This is a genomic window from Mycolicibacterium chlorophenolicum, from assembly GCF_001044235.1.
In the GTDB taxonomy this organism is placed as follows: Bacteria; Actinomycetota; Actinomycetes; order Mycobacteriales; family Mycobacteriaceae; genus Mycobacterium; species Mycobacterium chlorophenolicum.
Genome location: NZ_JYNL01000064.1, coordinates 498,699 through 513,610 on the forward strand (window position 1 = coordinate 498,699; position 14,912 = coordinate 513,610).

A 14,912-nucleotide genomic window follows, 5' to 3' on the forward strand; every position below is an offset into this window, starting at 1 on the left:
AAACAGCACGAACCACGAGAGATGAACCACCATGGACAACGTCACCCGTACACCGATCACCACGCCCGCCCCCTCGCCCCCCGTCGCCGCGCCGCCCGGTGGGCGGCGCAACCACGGGCTCAAAGAGAACACCCTCGGTGTTCCGAGCATCTTCTTCTACATCATCGCCGCCGCGTCTCCGCTGACGGTCGTCGTCGCGCTCTACCCCATCATCATCGGCGCGGGCAACGGCATCGGAATGCCCGGCGCGTTCGTGATCGCCGCGGTCGTGCTGATGATCTTCGCGGTCGGTTACGTCGCGATGAGCCGCCACGTCACCAACGCCGGAGCCTTCTACGCCTACGTCACGCTCGGACTCGGCCGGATTCCCGGACTGGGTTCGGCGTCGCTGGCGATCTTCGCCTACAACGCGATCCAGGCGGGCCTGTACGGCGGCTTCGGATATTACGCGTCCGAGCTGTTCAATCCCGCGCTCGGGGTCGAGATCCCATGGTGGGCTTACGCATTCGTCGCGTTGCTCGCCTGTCTCGGCCTCGGCGTGCAGGGCGTTCACTCTGGCGCCCGGGTGCTCGGGGTGTTCATGACGCTGGAAGTCACGATGATCACCGTGCTGAGTGTGTTCAGCCTGTCAGGCAAAGAGGTTCCGGTGTCGGACTTCTCGCTCACGCCGTTCAGTCCGAGCGTCGTGCTGGGCGGTGCGCTCGGGGTGGCCCTGATGTTCGCCCACGCGTCGTTCATCGGCTTCGAAGGCTCAGCGATCTACGGCGAAGAGGCCCGCGATCCGGCCAGGACCATTCCCCGTGCGACCTACCTCTCGATCGCCTTCATGGGCATCCTCTACGCGGTATCGGGCTGGCTCATCATGAATGCGCTCGGTCTGGACAAGGTGGTCGGGCTGGCCACCGAGACGGGCGGCAACTTCATCTTCGCTGCCAGCGACCTCATCATCGGTCACAACATCTCGGTGATCTTCCAGACGCTGATCGTCACGGCGACGTTCGCCGCCATCGTCACGTTCCACAACAACGTCTCGCGGTACATGTTCTCGCTCGGCCGCCAGACGCTGGTGTGGAAGCCGCTGGGTTGGACGCTCCCCCGCCGTCAGACACCCTGGGTGGCGTCGATCGTGCAGAGCGTCACCGTCGGCCTCGTCATCGCGGCGTTCGCGATCGCCGGTCTCGACCCGTTCGCGACGTTGTTCACGTGGGCCACCGGCATCGGCACGATCGGCGTGATCTTCTCTCAACTCGTCGCCGGTGTCGCGATCTTCGTGTTCTTTCGGCGATCCGACGTCGACAAACGCCCGTGGAACACCGTGGTGGCGCCGATCCTCGCGATCGTCGGGCTGGCCGCCTTCTTCATCCTGACGCTGAACAGCCTCGACGTGCTGCTGGGTGTGCAGGGCGCCACGGCGGTGCTGATGCTCTCGCTGGTGTTCCTCGCACTGCTGGCCGGCATGGGCTACGGGGTGTACCTGCGGGTGTTCGTTCCGGCGAAGTACGACCTGGTCGGCAAGGCGCTCAACGAACGCGACCTCGACGAACCGGCACCCGAAGCGGTCTGACCGAGGTTCTCGTTCGGCAGGCACGGCTGCCCGTCGTTAGGTACGTTTGTTCCTATCGATACGTACAAACGTTCCTAACCGGAGGGCCGTCATGACTTCGACTTCCCGGCGTCCGCGCCGCCATGACCCCGACAGAAAGGAGCGCATCGTGGAGTCCGCGCTGACCGTGCTGGCCCGCGCCGGCGTTGCCGGTATCACCCACCGCGCCATCGCCGAGGCGGCCGACGTTCCGCTGGGCTCCATCACCTATCACTTCGCCACGCTCGACGACATCGTCCATCTGGCGTTCAAGACCCACGTCGAACGGCTGGCGACCCGGTTCGAGGATCGCCTGTCGGCCTGCGAGCCGGGTGAAGACCTGATCGAGTGCATCGTGCTCGCGGTCACCGACGATCTGGCCGCCCACCCCGAGGAACTCGCCGTGACCTACGAACTGTACGGCGACGCCGTGCGCAGGTCGGTCACCAAGCGCATCACCCAGGAGTGGATGGAGCGAGCGGAGGACGCATTGGCCCAGCACTTCGATCGCGCCACCGCTCGCCTTCTCGACGTCGTCATCGAGGGCGTGATGGTGCACATGTCCATCGCGCAGCAACCGATTCCCACCGACGCCGTGCGTGCGCTCCTGACGACGGCCGCCAACGCCGGCACCGCCGCCTCCTGAACCACCCTCCCCCACCGAAAAATTGGAGTCTCCCCCATGACCTTTCACCGCGAGATGTTCATCGACGGACACTGGACCGCGGCCGCCGACGGCACGGTCGACCAGGTCCCTGCACCCGCGACCGGAGAGGCCTTCGCCGAGGTCGCGCACGGCAGCCCCGCCGACGTCGACCGCGCCGTGGCCGCCGCGCACGCCGCCTTCGCCGACTGGGCGCGCACACCGGTCGGCGAACGGGCCCGCGCTTTCCTCAAGCTCGCCGACCGCGTCGAGGAGGATCACCGCACCCTTGCCGAGATCGAGTCGCGCAACGTGGGCAAGCCCATCGGCCTGGCGCTGGAGGAGATGGAGATGATCCCCGATCACCTCCGATTCTTCGCCGGCGGCGCCCGCACCATGGAAGGCCGGGCGGCGGCGGAGTTCGTCCGCGGCAAGACCAGCATCATCCGGCGCGACCCGCTCGGAGTGGTCGGCTCGGTGGCACCGTGGAACTACCCGCTGCTGATGGCGATCTGGAAGATCTCACCGGCCCTGCTGGCCGGTAACACGTTGGTGCTCAAACCGTCCGAGCACACACCGTTCTCGGTGCTGCGGCTCGCCGAACTGGCCCAGGACCTGTTTCCGCCGGGTGTGCTGAACGTGGTCACCGGCGACGGCTTCGATGTCGGTGCGCGACTGGTCGCCCACCCGCTGGTCCGGATGTCATCGCTGACCGGGTCGGTCGACACCGGACGGGCGCTGATGCGGGCCTCGGCCGATTCCAACCTCAAGCGCCTGCACCTCGAACTCGGCGGCAAGGCCCCCGTGCTGGTGTACCCCGACGCCGACGTCGCACTCACCGCGGCCAAGATCATGGAGGGGGCGTTCTGCAACTCCGGCCAGGACTGCATGGCGGCGTCACGGCTCTACGTGCACGACGCCGTCCACGACGATCTGGTGTCAGAGCTCGAGAAGGCCGTCAAGGGCCTGGATCTGGGCGATCTCGCCGACGAGAACACCGCCATGGGTCCGGTGATCACCGCCGAGCACCGCGATCGGGTCGAGGGCTTCGTCTCCCGCGCCAAGGCCACCGGCCACACCGAGCTGATCCAGGGCGCCAACCCCGGCATCGGGTTCTACACCGCCCCCACCGTGGTGGTCGGCGCCCGGCAGGGCGACGAGATCGTGCGCACCGAGGTCTTCGGCCCGGTCACGTCCGTCACCCGGTTCGGTGACGGCGACGACGTCATCAGCTGGGCCAACGACACCGAATACGGTTTGGCTGCTTCGGTGTTCACCCAGGACATCGGCCGCGCGATGACCGCGTCGAGCGATCTGCAGTTCGGCACGGTGTGGATCAACGACCACCTGCCCGTCACTCCGGAGATGCCGCACGGCGGCTTCAAGCAGTCCGGTAACGGCAAGGACATGAGCGTGTACGCCCTCGAGGAGTACACCGAGATCAAGCACGTGATGATCAATCGCGAGAGTGCGTGACATGACGGTGAGTGCGATCAACACCTTCCGGCTCCGGCCGGGGGTCAGCGCGGCCGACTTCGAGAGGTTCTCCCGCGACCTCGACCGTCCGGTCTGCCTGGCCTTCGACGTCGTGCTCGACTTCGACGTCTACCTGTCCGACGACTCTCCCGCGAACGTCGTCGAGGTCATGACGGTGACCTCCTGGCCGGAGTGGGAAGAGGTGCGCGACGGCGCACCGGAGCTTCGCGCCGTCGTCCAACGCTTCGGCGAACTCGTCGAGCTGGACAGCGTCACCACCGTCTTGACCCGCAAATCGCCCCTGAAGCAGGAGATCTGACATGTCACCATCAACCGACTACGACGCCGTGGTCATCGGCGCCGGACACAACGGACTGGTCACCGCGAACTATCTCGCCCGGGCCGGGCAGCGGGTCCTCGTCCTCGAGGCCCGGCCCGTCGTGGGCGGCGCGTGCGTCACCGAGGAGTTGATCCCCGGGTCGAAGTGGTCCTCGTGTGCGTTCATCGCCGGACTGCTGCGTCCGGAGATCATCGCCGAGCTGGAGCTGAGCAGGTTCGGGCTGGATCTCTATCAGGGTGATGCGCTGTCCTTCAGCCTGTTTCGCGACGGAACTTCCTTCACGATGTGGAAGGAAACCGACCGCACGCTGCGCGAGATCGAGAAGCTCAACCGCAACGACGCCCGGGCCTTCCTCGACTTCGGGGTGCGACTGCAGCGGTTCGCGGGGCTGGTCACGCCGTACCTGCTGAAGCCGCCACCGGAGCGTTCCGAGGTGTTCGCGGCGTTCGAAGCCGCCGGCGAACAGACCCTGTTCGACGAGTTCACCCTGCTTTCGGTGCGCGATCTGCTGGACCGGTACTTCGAGGACGAGCGGCTCAAGAGCATGCTCACGTTCTTCGGGATGGTGTCGATCTTCGGCGGCCCGTCCTCTCCCGGCACCGCCTACACCTACGGGCATCACTCCTGGGGCGAGTTCAACGGCAACTTCGGTCAATTCGGTATGGCACGCGGCGGGATGGGTGCCATCACCGAGGCGCTGGCCGCTGGAGCGCGCCACCACGGCGCCACCATCCGTACCTCGGCTCAGGTCGACAAGGTCATCGTCGAGCGTGGGGTGGCCACCGGTGTCCTGCTGCGGGACGGTTCGACGATCACGGCGACCCGGGTGATCTCGAACGCCGACCCGAAGCGGTCGTTGCTGGGTCTGGTACCGCCCGGCGTGCTGTCCCCGGAGGTCGTCCGCAACGTCGAGAACATCGACACGCGGGGTTCGATGGCCAGGATTCACCTGCTCATCGACGAACTGCCGCAATACCTTCCGTTCGACGACGCGACGGCAGGCCCCCAGCACCACGGTCACCAGCTGCTCGGCCCCAGCAGGGAGGCGTTCGAGGAAGCCTACGAAGCGCAGCGGCGCGGAACGTTCCCCAGCACCTTCGTCATCGAGGCCGTCACCCAGTCCGTCACCGACGACTCACTGGCCCCGGCGGGCCTGCACACCATGACGCTGGGCATCCAGCAGCTGCCCTCCGAACTGACCGGCACCACCTGGGCGGCCGAGAAGGAGAAGTGGGCCGACCTGGTTCTCGAGGACCTCTTCACCTACGCGCCCAACCTGCGCGAGCACATCCTCGACCGCGTGGTCATCACCCCCGACGACCTGCACAACGAGTACCTGATCACCGACGGCAACATCTTCCACGGCTCGATGATGCTCGATCAGCTCTTCGGCGCCCGCCCCCTGCCCGAGCTGGCCCACTACCGCACGCCGGTGCGCAACTACTACCTCTGCGGGTCGGGAACCCATCCCGGCGGTGGTGTCATGGGCGCCAACGGACACAACGCCGCCAAGGTCGTGCTCTCGGACGCCGCGGGGGTTCCGGCGAGCACCCCCTCCCGGACGCAGGCCCGCAGGCAACCGTGGCAGCAGCGCATGGTGGGGACGCTGATGTCCACCAGACTCGGGCGGCGGGTGAGCTATCAGGCAGCGCGGCAACCGGCGCTGCGCCGGATCACCGCGTACGCCGCCCGAGTCCGATGAGCACACCGGCTGGCGGCCTGCGAAGCGCCAAATGGTTCGCCGGACAGAGCGTTCCGGGATTCGTCCATCGATCGGCCATGCGCGCCTCGGGATTCTCGCGCATGGCGTTCGAGGGCAAGCCGATCGTCGGGATCTGCAACTCGTGGTCCGAAGTCGTCAACTGCAACATGCACTTTCGCGGTCTGGCCGATGCGGTGCGCCGCGGCGTCCTCGCGGCGGGCGGCCTTCCTCTGGAATTCCCGACCATCTCGCTGGGCGAGCAGTTGATGAAGCCGACCACGATGCTGTTCCGCAATCTGATGGCGATGGACGTCGAGGAGTGCATCCGCGCCTACCCGTTCGACGCTGTCGTCCTCCTCGGCGGCTGCGACAAGACGGTGCCGGCGCAGCTGATGGGCGCGGCCAGCGCGGATGTCCCGGCGATCGTCCTCACCGGTGGCCCCGCCGCACCCGCGGTGTTCGACGGTAAGCAGTTGGGGGTGGGGACGGACCTGTGGGAGTACACCGATGCGGTCCGGGCGGGCCGGATGTCGATGGCGGACTACGAACGGCTGGAAGCCGCAGCCGGCCCGTCGCGGGGACACTGCCCGGAGATGGGCACGGCGTCCACGATGGCCACGCTGGTCGAAGGGCTCGGTATGACGCTGCCCGGATCCGCGGCGGTGCCGGCGATGGACTCCCGTCGCCTCCAGGTCGCCGAGGAGTGCGGGGCCCGCGCGGTCGGGTTGGCCACCGAGGGGTTGCGCCCGTCGCAGATCCTGACGGCCGAGGCGTTCGACAACGCCATCACCCTGATGCTCGCGGTGGGCGGTTCGACGAACGCCATCGTGCACCTCTTGGCGATCGCGGGACGCGTCGGCGTGCCGCTGAGCCTCGACCGGTTCGGTGAACTGTCCGCCCGCACACCGTTGATGGTCAACGTGCGGCCCGCCGGCGCGCACCTGGTCGAGCAGGTATTCCATGCCGGTGGGATACCGGCGGTGATGAAAGCTGTTGCTCCGCTGCTGCACACCGGAGCAATCACCGTCACGGGAAAGTCCGTCGCCGACAATCTCCCGAGCGCCACCGCGACCGAGACGTCGGTGATCGCCGCGCTGGACAGCCCGTTCCAGCCGCCGAACGGGCTGGCTGTTCTGCGCGGAAACCTCGCACCCGGCGGCGCGGTGCTCAAATCCAGTGCCGCAAGCCCTCATCTGCTCGTCCACCGCGGCCCCGCAGTGGTGTTCGAGAACATGCGGGATCTCCTGGAGCGGTTCGACGATCCCGATCTCGACGTGACCGCCGACTCCGTGCTGGTGCTGCGCTCGGCAGGGCCCCGTGGCGGTCCGGGAATGCCCGAGTGGGGTCAGCTTCCCATTCCGAGCAAGTTGCTCAGGCAGGGCGTCACCGACATGGTGCGGGTGTCCGACGCCCGGATGAGCGGAACGGCCTACGGCACCTGCGTCCTGCACGTCAGTCCGGAATCGGCGGCCGGGGGTCCCCTGGCTCTGGTGCGCGACGGGGACGTCATCGTGCTCGACGCACACGCCGGCACCCTGGACGTCGAGGTGACCGACAGCGAGCTGGAGCAGCGCCGAAGCGCACTCACCGTGTCGCAGGAACATCCGCCCCGCGGTTACACCGCGATGTATGTCGACCATGTGCTGCAGGCCGACCGGGGCTGCGACTTCGATTTTCTGGTCGGGCGGTCACAGCATCCTGAGCAGGAACCGGACGCGATTTTCGACGGCTGGGTCGGCGGCTGGTAGGAGCTGACCCGGCATACGACGAGGGCGCCCGCTGTCGCGAGCGCCCTCGTCGGTTCTCGATCAGGGGTGGACGGTGGTGTCCACGTGCGGCACCCTCACCGTCGGGAACAGCTGATGGATCCACGGGTAGTCGTTGTTGTAGCCGTACCCGTAGCCGTCGTGCCCGTAGCCGTAGCCGCCGAACCCGAATCCGGTCTGGTCGGCCTGCGCCGGACCGGCGAAGCCGATCACCGCCGCGGACAGTGCACCGGCCACCAGACTCATCAAGCCGATTTTCTTCATCGATCTCGCCTCTTCCGTTTCCCTCAGGCGGTGATGCCGCCTATGCAGGGTGGAACAGGGAGGAGGGCGATTTGATTCCGCTGGCTCCGGGCCGCGCTTTACCGAACAGATAGCCCTGACCCAGCTCACACCCCCACTCGAGCAGAAGGTCGCGCTGGTCCTGACGTTCGATGCCCTCGGCGATGACTGTCATCCCCAGGCTGGTGCCGAGGCCCACGATCGCCTTCGAGATCGCGGCGCTGCGGACGTCGGCCGGCAAGCCTGCGATGAACTGCCGGCTGATCTTGAGCATGTCGACCGGCAGATCGGCGATCTTCACCAAACCGCTGAAGCCGGTGCCGACGTCGTCGATGGCGATGCGAATACCGAGTTGCCGCAACATGTTCAGATCGTCACCGAGGGAAGCGGCGACCCGACCGGCGTGCGTCTCGGTGAGTTCGAGGACGAGTCGATGAGGATCCAGTCCGCTGACGTCGAGCGCGTTGAGGACGTCGGCACGCAGGTCGCCCACCTCCAGTTGCCGGCCGGAGACATTGACGTGCACGGCGGAACGCTCCGCAGGACCGGTCCACATCCGCGCCTGCCGGCATGCCTCGTTCAACACGCCCCGCCCGATGGCCGGCATGAACCGGGACGCTTCCGCGATGCTCAGGAATTCGTCGGGGCCCAGCAGGCCCCGCTCAGGGTGCTGCCAGCGCAGCAGTGCCTCCGCGGCGACGCATTCGCCGGTGCGCAGATCCACGATCGGCTGAAAGTGGACCGCGAACTCGTGCAGCTCCAGTGCCCTGCCCAATTCGGGCGTCAGCTGCATCTCGCGCAGCAGCGCGGCCTCCTCGGCGGGTCCGCTGCCCACCGTCACGCAGTCCTTGCCGCTGCGCTTGGCGAAGTACATCAGCTTGTCCGCTCGCTGCAGCAGCGTTTCGCTCTGGCACCCCGGCTGCGAGATCACCACGCCGGCGCTGACAGAAAGCTGGTCGTACATCCGCCCGGGTCCGAGCCGCACGGGCCGACGCATCTCGGTGCGGATCCTCTCGGCGGCGCTGCGCAGGGATGCGACATCGGCGTCGCGCGGGCAGAGCACCGCGAACTCGTCCCCGCCCAGTCGCGCCGCCGTGTCATGCGGTCCTATCGACGATTTGAGCCTGTCGCCGACCACCTTGAGCACCTCGTCGCCCTGCGCGTGTCCCCAGGTGTCGTTCACGGTCTTGAATCCGTCGAGATCGAGGAAGATCAGTCCGACACTGTCGGAGCCTGTCCGCTCCGCGTCGGCCAGCGCTTTGTCGATGCGGCCCATGAAGAGGGCCCGGTTCGCCAGCCCGGTCAGCGGATCGTGCGAGGCCAGGTAGTGCAGTTCGTCTTCGACCCGCTTGCGCGCGGTGATGTCCTCCACCAAGCAGATCCCGTAGGGTTCCGACCCGCGCGGCGCGACGACGGACGCGGACACCAGCCCCCAGACCGTGCCGCCGTCGGCACGCCGGAACGAGGTCTCGGCGTCGAACGTCTGACCCACTCTCAGGCTCAGCAATTGTTCCAATGTCGTTGTCTCCGAACGGCTTTTGAGCCCGTCCAGTTCCGTCACCGTCAGTTGCAGCACGTCGTCGGGCCGGCGCCCGAGAACGTCGGCCATGGCCTGGTTGCAGCGGGTGATCCGGCCGAAGCGCTCCGGGGTGACGTCGAACATGAACATGCCCATGGGGGCGGTGTCGAACGCCAGCCGGAAGCGCTCTTCGCTCTCGGCCAGCGCTTGTTCGGCCGCTTTCTGTTCGGTGATGTCGGTGGCGACGCCGATGTAGCCCACGCAGCGACCGTCCTGATCGGTCATCTGCGAGATGGCCAGACTCACGGCCACGTGCGTCCCGTCCCGGCGCACGTATGTCCACTCCCGCACGTCGGCCGAATCGGGTCCGACACCGTGGACGAAGACGTCAAAGCCCGCGGCGCTTCCTGTCTCCGCCGCCCTGGCCTCCACCTCCGGCAGGTAGTGGAATTCGAGCGGCATCCGGCCGATCATCTCCGCCGCGGTCCAGCCGAGCAGACGCTCTGCGCCGTTGTTGAACACCGTGATGCGTCCGGCCGGGTCGGTGCCGATGATGGCCTGCTCGGATGCAGCCTGCAGAACGCCGGCGAACAGGTCGCGGGCCTCGCGCAACTGCTGTGCGTGGGTGCGTTCCTCGGTGACATCGCGGAAGGCGACGACGCGGAACGGCGACTGCCGGGCCAGCGGCGCCGTCGTCAGCTCGATGACCCGCGAGTGCTCGGCCTCGACCATCACATCGCGCCGCGCGCCGGGCGCGGGCACCTCCGCGAGGTCGCGTGAGGCGGTGACGACGTCGCCGACGAGGCCGGAGTCGGAGGCGCGGGCGTTCTGCAGCACGACCTCGCCGGTGGCGTCGATGAGGATCACGCTGTCGTGGATGCTGTCGAGGACTGCGGCGAGGAGCTGGGAGTCACGGTCCGCGGCGTCGCGGGCGAGTTCGAGTTCGTCGATGAGACGGGCCCGGGAGTCCCGGTAGAGCGCGAGGGCCAGCACGATGACGGTCAGGCTGATGACCATCGCCTGCGCCAGCAACGCGCGGATCTGCATGTCGGGCACGATGAACGTGCCTCTGCCGACGAGCGTGGCGCAGATGATCCAGATGCCGGCTGCGGTGACGAAGAAAGTGCTGATCGTCGTGCTGTATCGCAGCGCGAGCCACATCGCCGGCACCAGGACCAGGAACGCCATCGGCACACCCGTGTTCAGCCAGAAGGCCCAGACGAACACGCCCACGACGCTGCCGCCGACCGCCACCGCCTCCAGGACCGCGAACGGCGTGAGGCGGGGACGCTCGAACGTCACATCGTGCAACCTCAGCCAGATGGCCACCCCGAGCAGTGCCGAGGCGCCGTTACGCACGGCGAAGAGTGCGAACGTCTCTACCGCGGGATCGCCGTCGACCACCGTGAAATAGCCGGCCGCGAGAAACGCGCCGCAGCAGTTACCGACGACCACCGCGGCGATGAGATGCGCGAGATCGGCGGGATCGCGCAACACCACCTCGCGCCGACCGTAGGTCAGAACCCGCACCGTGACGACGGCCAGCACCACGTTGACCAGGACGAACCACGCGGCGAGCGGGACGGCCGCGCCGGTGTACAAGTTCACGCCGAAAGTCAGCCCGGTGAGCAGCAGGAAATGGGCCGCGCGTTCACGCCGTCCGCATCGATACGCGGCGAGAAGCCAGATGGTGGACACGGCCGCCGCCGGCCACACCAGCGCGATCTCACCGCCCCCCAGCCGGGTTGCCCGTCCCACCAAGATGGCCAGTGCATACGCGATCGGAAAGGCGACGAAGTACGTCGCTGAGCGAACAATCCGACCCATTGCGCCACCCTTTGCTTGAGCGTCAATATCAGAATGCCCGTCGAGGACGGCTCCCGCTCGCAAAAAGACGGATCGCGCCATTGCGCTATGTCATCGTCACGCCGCTTCAGCGCGCAGGTTCGAGCGCGACCGATCGCGCCCGGGGGTCCAGTCGGCGGTAGGGATCCGTCCTGCGGAGTTCGCCGAGGTCGGCGAGCGCGCGCTCGAGTGCCTGCTGCGTACGCCGCTTGACGGTCGTCACCCACTCGTGCGGGTCGGCGCCCTGGGGCGCCACGGTGTCGATCGGGGCAGCGAACCGCAGATACATCCGCTGCGGCCGCGGGATCATCGTCGGCCCGATCCCCCGCAGCAACGGCATCGCGGTGTCTGTGCGGCCCGTCATCCGGCGTGACACCGCGCCGGTGAGCCGCCCCCAGGCGCTGTCGCGGGCAACCAGGCTGCGGTAGATCTCGTCGCCTCCCAGCAGCGCCGCGGGCACGATCGGGTAGGCGTGCTCGATCGCGAGCCGGGCGAAGCCGGCCCGGCCCTCCCACAGCAGCGTGTTCTGCTCACCCTTGAACTTCGAGATCTCCCGTGCCCCGCCGGGGAACACGAGGATCGGCTCGTCGCGGCGCATCAACTCCCGAGCCGTCTCCGGGCTTCCCACGACGCCCCCGGCGGCGGCGAGAAGATCTCCGGACAGGCCGCGCATCCGGCCCATCTGGCGGTCCACCAGTGGCCGCACCAGCACGCCCAGCGAGCGACGCACGAGGTAGGGAACCAGAAACGATTCGACGCCGGCCTGAGTGTGGTTGCCGACGACCAGGAACCGACCGTCCCGCGGGAGGTGCTCCAACCCGTCGACGTACGGGCGGGTCGCATCGACCAGCGGTCCAGCCCGGTCGGCGGTGAATTCGAGGGCGCGCCGCAGCGAACGCACCCGGGCGGTCTCGCGGGCGACAGTGGGCTTCATCGGTGCGGCTCCGGTCAGCAGGGAACCCGGCCCATCGTACCGACGCCGCGAGGCCGCGCTTGACCGTCGTGTCACTCAGTGACACAGTGGAGTTGTCACTAAGTGACAGGAGGTTTCCATCATCGCCACCCCGGCTCAGCGCATCTCGAGCGACGAGAAGCAGGCGCACGCACGGCTGACGGTGTCGCGGCTCGCGTGCGCCCTGTTCTGGGAACGGGGTGTGTCCAACACCAGCGGTGACGACATCGCTTCGGCTGCAGGACTTTCCACGCGGACGATCTGGCGTTACTTCCGCACCAAGGAGAGCTGCGTGGAACCGGTGCTGGCCCTGTCGGTCCAGCGCTTCCTGAAGCTGGCCTCCGAGTGGCCGGCCGAGCTGTCCCTCGCCGAACACATGGCCGTCTACACCGCGGCGCACCCGCTGACCGATCAGGAGCTCGCCGACGAGATCAGCGCCCTGCGCATCGCCACGCTGTCGGTCAGCGAACCCGCGCTGCGCACGGCATACCTGATGGTGCACGACGAGATGGAGCGCGGCTTCATCCCCGTGCTCGCCGCGCGCCTGCGCCTTCCGGAGGACGATCTCACCGTCCGACTCAGCGCCGCCGCCGTCACCGCGGCGTTCCGGGTGGTCGACGAGGACGTCGGCCGCAGGGCCATTCTCGAGAAGGAGAAGGTCACCCAGCAGGAAGCCCTGGCACTGGTCGACCGCGCGATCAGGGACGCCACCAACGGCCGCCTCGGAGGTCCTGTGCCCTCCTGACCATCGAAAACCCCAGTGTCACAAACCCATAGGAGACAACCCGCCGACGAGCATCGTGCCGGTGGCCGGATCCGTCACGCCCGCAACACGTCAAGAGAGGACGCACCGTGGCTCTGCCCGATCTCATTCCCGTCGAGGATTTCTTCAGCCCGCCCACGCGCGCGGCGGCGACGATCTCCCCCGACGGCACGACGCTCGCCTTCCTCGCGCCGTGGAAGAACCGCCTCAACGTCTGGGTGCAGAGCCTGGAATCCGATGCGGCAGAGCCCCGCTGCGTGACCGCCGATGACCATCGCAGCGTCTTCCACTACGAATGGACCGACGATCCCCGGTGGCTGATCTACCTTCAGGACGCCGACGGCGACGAGAACTGGCACATCCACCGCGTCGACCTCGAGGATCCCGAGGCCCCCGCCGTCGACCTCACGCCGTTTCCCGGCGCCATGGCCCTGGCCTTGGGGGAGGTGAAGAACGGCAGGACGACGATCATGCTCAACAACCGACATCCCGCGGCGCTCGACGTGCACGAGCTCGACATCGTCACCGGCGAACTCACCCTGATCGCGGAGAACCCCGGGTCCGTCTTCACCTGGCTCCGCAGCGACGACGGTGACCTGTTCGCCACCTCGTTGACCGCGGGCGGGGATCTGGAGCTGTCCCGGTGGGACACGGCGAGCGCAACCCTGCAGCGGATCACCACGTTCGACGGGCGCGACTACCCCATGGGCATTCATCCGATGGTGCCCACGCCCGACGGCACGGGGATGTGGATGGGATCCTTCCGCGACACCGACCGCATGGGTCTGGTGCGCGTCGACCTGCGCACCGGGGAGCAGACCGACGTCGACAGTCACCCCGATTTCGATCTCGATCCGCGCGCGATCGTCAGCCCCTTCTTGCCGCAGCCCCTGATCCAGCACCGGCGCACCGGCGAGCTGCTGGGTGTGCGGTATCTCGGCGAGCGGCAGGTGATTCACGCGCTCGATCGTGAATTCGCCGAGGTGCTGGACAATCTGGGCCGGCTGTCCGACGGGGACATCAGCCGGCTGTCGTCTGACCGCGATGGGCGGCGCTGGGTCGTCGGCTTCAACCACGACCGCGATCCCGGGCTCACCTACCTCTACGACCACCAGACCGGAGAGAGCCGGCTGCTGTTCCGTCCGCTTCCGCACCTGGATCCCGAGCAGCTGGCCCCGATGCAACCTGTCACCATCCCCGCGCGGGACGGCTTGGCGCTGCCCTCGTACCTGACGCTGCCCCCGGGCCTGGAGCCGACGAACCTGCCGCTGGTGCTCGTGGTGCACGGCGGACCGTGGTACCGCGACGGCTGGACGTTCGACGCCGGCGTGCAGATGCTGGCCAACCGGGGATATGCGGTGCTGCAGGTCAACTTTCGCGGGTCGACGGGCTTCGGCAAGGCCTTCACCAAGGCGGCGATCGGCGAGTTCGCGGGCGCGATGCACGACGACCTGATCGACGGAGTGAACTGGGCGGTCGAGCAGGGGTATGCCGACCGCGACCGCGTCGCCATCTTCGGCGGGTCCTACGGCGGGTACGCGGCGCTGGTCGGTGTGACGTTCACCCCGGACGTCTTCGCCGCGGCCGTCGACTACGTCGGCATCTCCGATCTGGCGAACTTCATGCGGACCCTGCCGCCGATCGCCCGTCCGCACCTGGCCAACAACTGGCACACCTACGTGGGGGACCCCGACGATCCCGATCAGTTGGCCGACATGATGGCCCGCTCACCGATCACTCGGGTGGACCGGATCCGCACACCGCTGATGGTCATCCAGGGGGCCAACGATGTACGCGTCGTGCAGGCGGAATCGGACAATCTCGTCGCCGCCCTGCGTGCCCGCGGCGTGGACGTCGAGTACCTGATCCAATCCGAGGAGGGGCACGGTGCCGTCAACCCCGAGACCGTGATCGAGATGTACTCCGCCGTCGCCCGCTTCCTGGCGCGGCATCTCGGAGGCCGGGAATGACAGGGTGATGGGACCGTCGTGAGCGAATGTATGGCGCTCACCTGCCTGCTCGGGCACAATCCGCTCGCAGTC

The 14,912-nt window shown here is 67.7% G+C and carries 11 protein-coding genes; 8 read left to right on the forward strand and 3 right to left on the reverse strand.

From position 1 onward, the window contains the following. The first annotated feature begins 31 nt into the window (after positions 1-31). From MCHLDSM_RS24735 to MCHLDSM_RS24760, 6 genes are all read left to right on the forward strand, one after another. Positions 32-1,564, forward strand: a complete 1,533-nt coding sequence (locus MCHLDSM_RS24735; RefSeq protein ID WP_053083077.1) for an APC family permease — start codon at positions 32-34, stop codon at positions 1,562-1,564. A gap of 91 nt (positions 1,565-1,655) precedes the next feature. Beyond that, positions 1,656-2,228, forward strand: coding sequence for a TetR/AcrR family transcriptional regulator (locus tag MCHLDSM_RS24740; RefSeq protein WP_048472417.1), 573 nt, complete (start codon positions 1,656-1,658; stop codon positions 2,226-2,228). A 36-nt stretch (positions 2,229-2,264) separates the two neighbouring features. Next, positions 2,265-3,701 carry an aminobutyraldehyde dehydrogenase gene (locus MCHLDSM_RS24745; protein ID WP_048472418.1) on the forward strand — a complete coding sequence of 479 codons (1,437 nt, stop codon included), beginning with the start codon at positions 2,265-2,267 and terminating at the stop codon, positions 3,699-3,701. A gap of 1 nt (position 3,702) precedes the next feature. Beyond that, positions 3,703-4,020 (forward strand): RedY/HapK family protein, encoded by a 318-nt coding sequence (locus MCHLDSM_RS24750; protein ID WP_048472419.1) that lies wholly within the window; start codon positions 3,703-3,705, stop codon positions 4,018-4,020. Position 4,021: 1 nt separating this feature from the next. Beyond that, positions 4,022-5,743 (forward strand): phytoene desaturase family protein, encoded by a 1,722-nt coding sequence (locus MCHLDSM_RS24755; RefSeq protein ID WP_048472420.1) that lies wholly within the window; start codon positions 4,022-4,024, stop codon positions 5,741-5,743. Beyond that, positions 5,740-7,491 (forward strand): dihydroxy-acid dehydratase, encoded by a 1,752-nt coding sequence (locus tag MCHLDSM_RS24760; protein WP_048472421.1) that lies wholly within the window; start codon positions 5,740-5,742, stop codon positions 7,489-7,491. Before MCHLDSM_RS24755 ends, MCHLDSM_RS24760 begins: the two co-directional genes overlap by 4 nt. Positions 7,492-7,551: 60 nt before the next feature. On the opposite strand, the gene MCHLDSM_RS24765 is transcribed toward MCHLDSM_RS24760, so the two are convergent. The 3 genes from MCHLDSM_RS24765 to MCHLDSM_RS24775 all read right to left on the reverse strand — a co-directional run bounded on the left by MCHLDSM_RS24765 (position 7,552) and on the right by MCHLDSM_RS24775 (position 12,089). Beyond that, a complete protein-coding gene (locus MCHLDSM_RS24765; RefSeq protein ID WP_407661905.1) occupies positions 7,552-7,755 on the reverse strand; it encodes a hypothetical protein in 204 nt (67 codons plus the stop codon). Between the two features lie 58 nt (positions 7,756-7,813). Beyond that, positions 7,814-11,137, reverse strand: a complete 3,324-nt coding sequence (locus MCHLDSM_RS24770; RefSeq protein ID WP_048472422.1) for a bifunctional diguanylate cyclase/phosphodiesterase — start codon at positions 11,135-11,137, stop codon at positions 7,814-7,816. Between the two features lie 106 nt (positions 11,138-11,243). Beyond that, complete coding sequence (locus MCHLDSM_RS24775; RefSeq protein WP_048472423.1) at positions 11,244-12,089, reverse strand: lysophospholipid acyltransferase family protein; 846 nt, start codon at positions 12,087-12,089, stop codon at positions 11,244-11,246. Between the two features lie 181 nt (positions 12,090-12,270). Here MCHLDSM_RS24775 and MCHLDSM_RS24780 point away from each other — a divergent pair, with 181 nt between their 5' ends. Together MCHLDSM_RS24780 and MCHLDSM_RS24785 are read left to right on the forward strand one after the other, a co-directional pair. Then, positions 12,271-12,852, forward strand: a complete 582-nt coding sequence (locus tag MCHLDSM_RS24780) for a TetR/AcrR family transcriptional regulator (protein WP_082169064.1) — start codon at positions 12,271-12,273, stop codon at positions 12,850-12,852. Positions 12,853-12,959: 107 nt separating this feature from the next. Then, positions 12,960-14,840 (forward strand): alpha/beta hydrolase family protein, encoded by a 1,881-nt coding sequence (locus MCHLDSM_RS24785; protein WP_048472425.1) that lies wholly within the window; start codon positions 12,960-12,962, stop codon positions 14,838-14,840. The last annotated feature ends 72 nt before the right edge of the window (positions 14,841-14,912 follow it).

Excerpts from the sequence above, each read along its gene's own strand:
- MCHLDSM_RS24735 (WP_053083077.1), top strand. The coding sequence starts at position 32 with ATGGACAACGTCACCCGTACACCGATCACCACGCCCGCCCCCTCGCCC.
- MCHLDSM_RS24740 (WP_048472417.1), top strand. The coding sequence starts at position 1,656 with ATGACTTCGACTTCCCGGCGTCCGCGCCGCCATGACCCCGACAGAAAG.
- MCHLDSM_RS24745 (WP_048472418.1), top strand. The coding sequence starts at position 2,265 with ATGACCTTTCACCGCGAGATGTTCATCGACGGACACTGGACCGCGGCC.
- MCHLDSM_RS24750 (WP_048472419.1), top strand. The coding sequence starts at position 3,703 with ATGACGGTGAGTGCGATCAACACCTTCCGGCTCCGGCCGGGGGTCAGC.
- MCHLDSM_RS24755 (WP_048472420.1), top strand. The coding sequence starts at position 4,022 with ATGTCACCATCAACCGACTACGACGCCGTGGTCATCGGCGCCGGACAC.
- MCHLDSM_RS24760 (WP_048472421.1), top strand. The coding sequence starts at position 5,740 with ATGAGCACACCGGCTGGCGGCCTGCGAAGCGCCAAATGGTTCGCCGGA.
- MCHLDSM_RS24765 (WP_407661905.1), bottom strand. The coding sequence starts at position 7,755 with ATGAGTCTGGTGGCCGGTGCACTGTCCGCGGCGGTGATCGGCTTCGCC.
- MCHLDSM_RS24770 (WP_048472422.1), bottom strand. The coding sequence starts at position 11,137 with ATGGGTCGGATTGTTCGCTCAGCGACGTACTTCGTCGCCTTTCCGATC.
- MCHLDSM_RS24775 (WP_048472423.1), bottom strand. The coding sequence starts at position 12,089 with ATGAAGCCCACTGTCGCCCGCGAGACCGCCCGGGTGCGTTCGCTGCGG.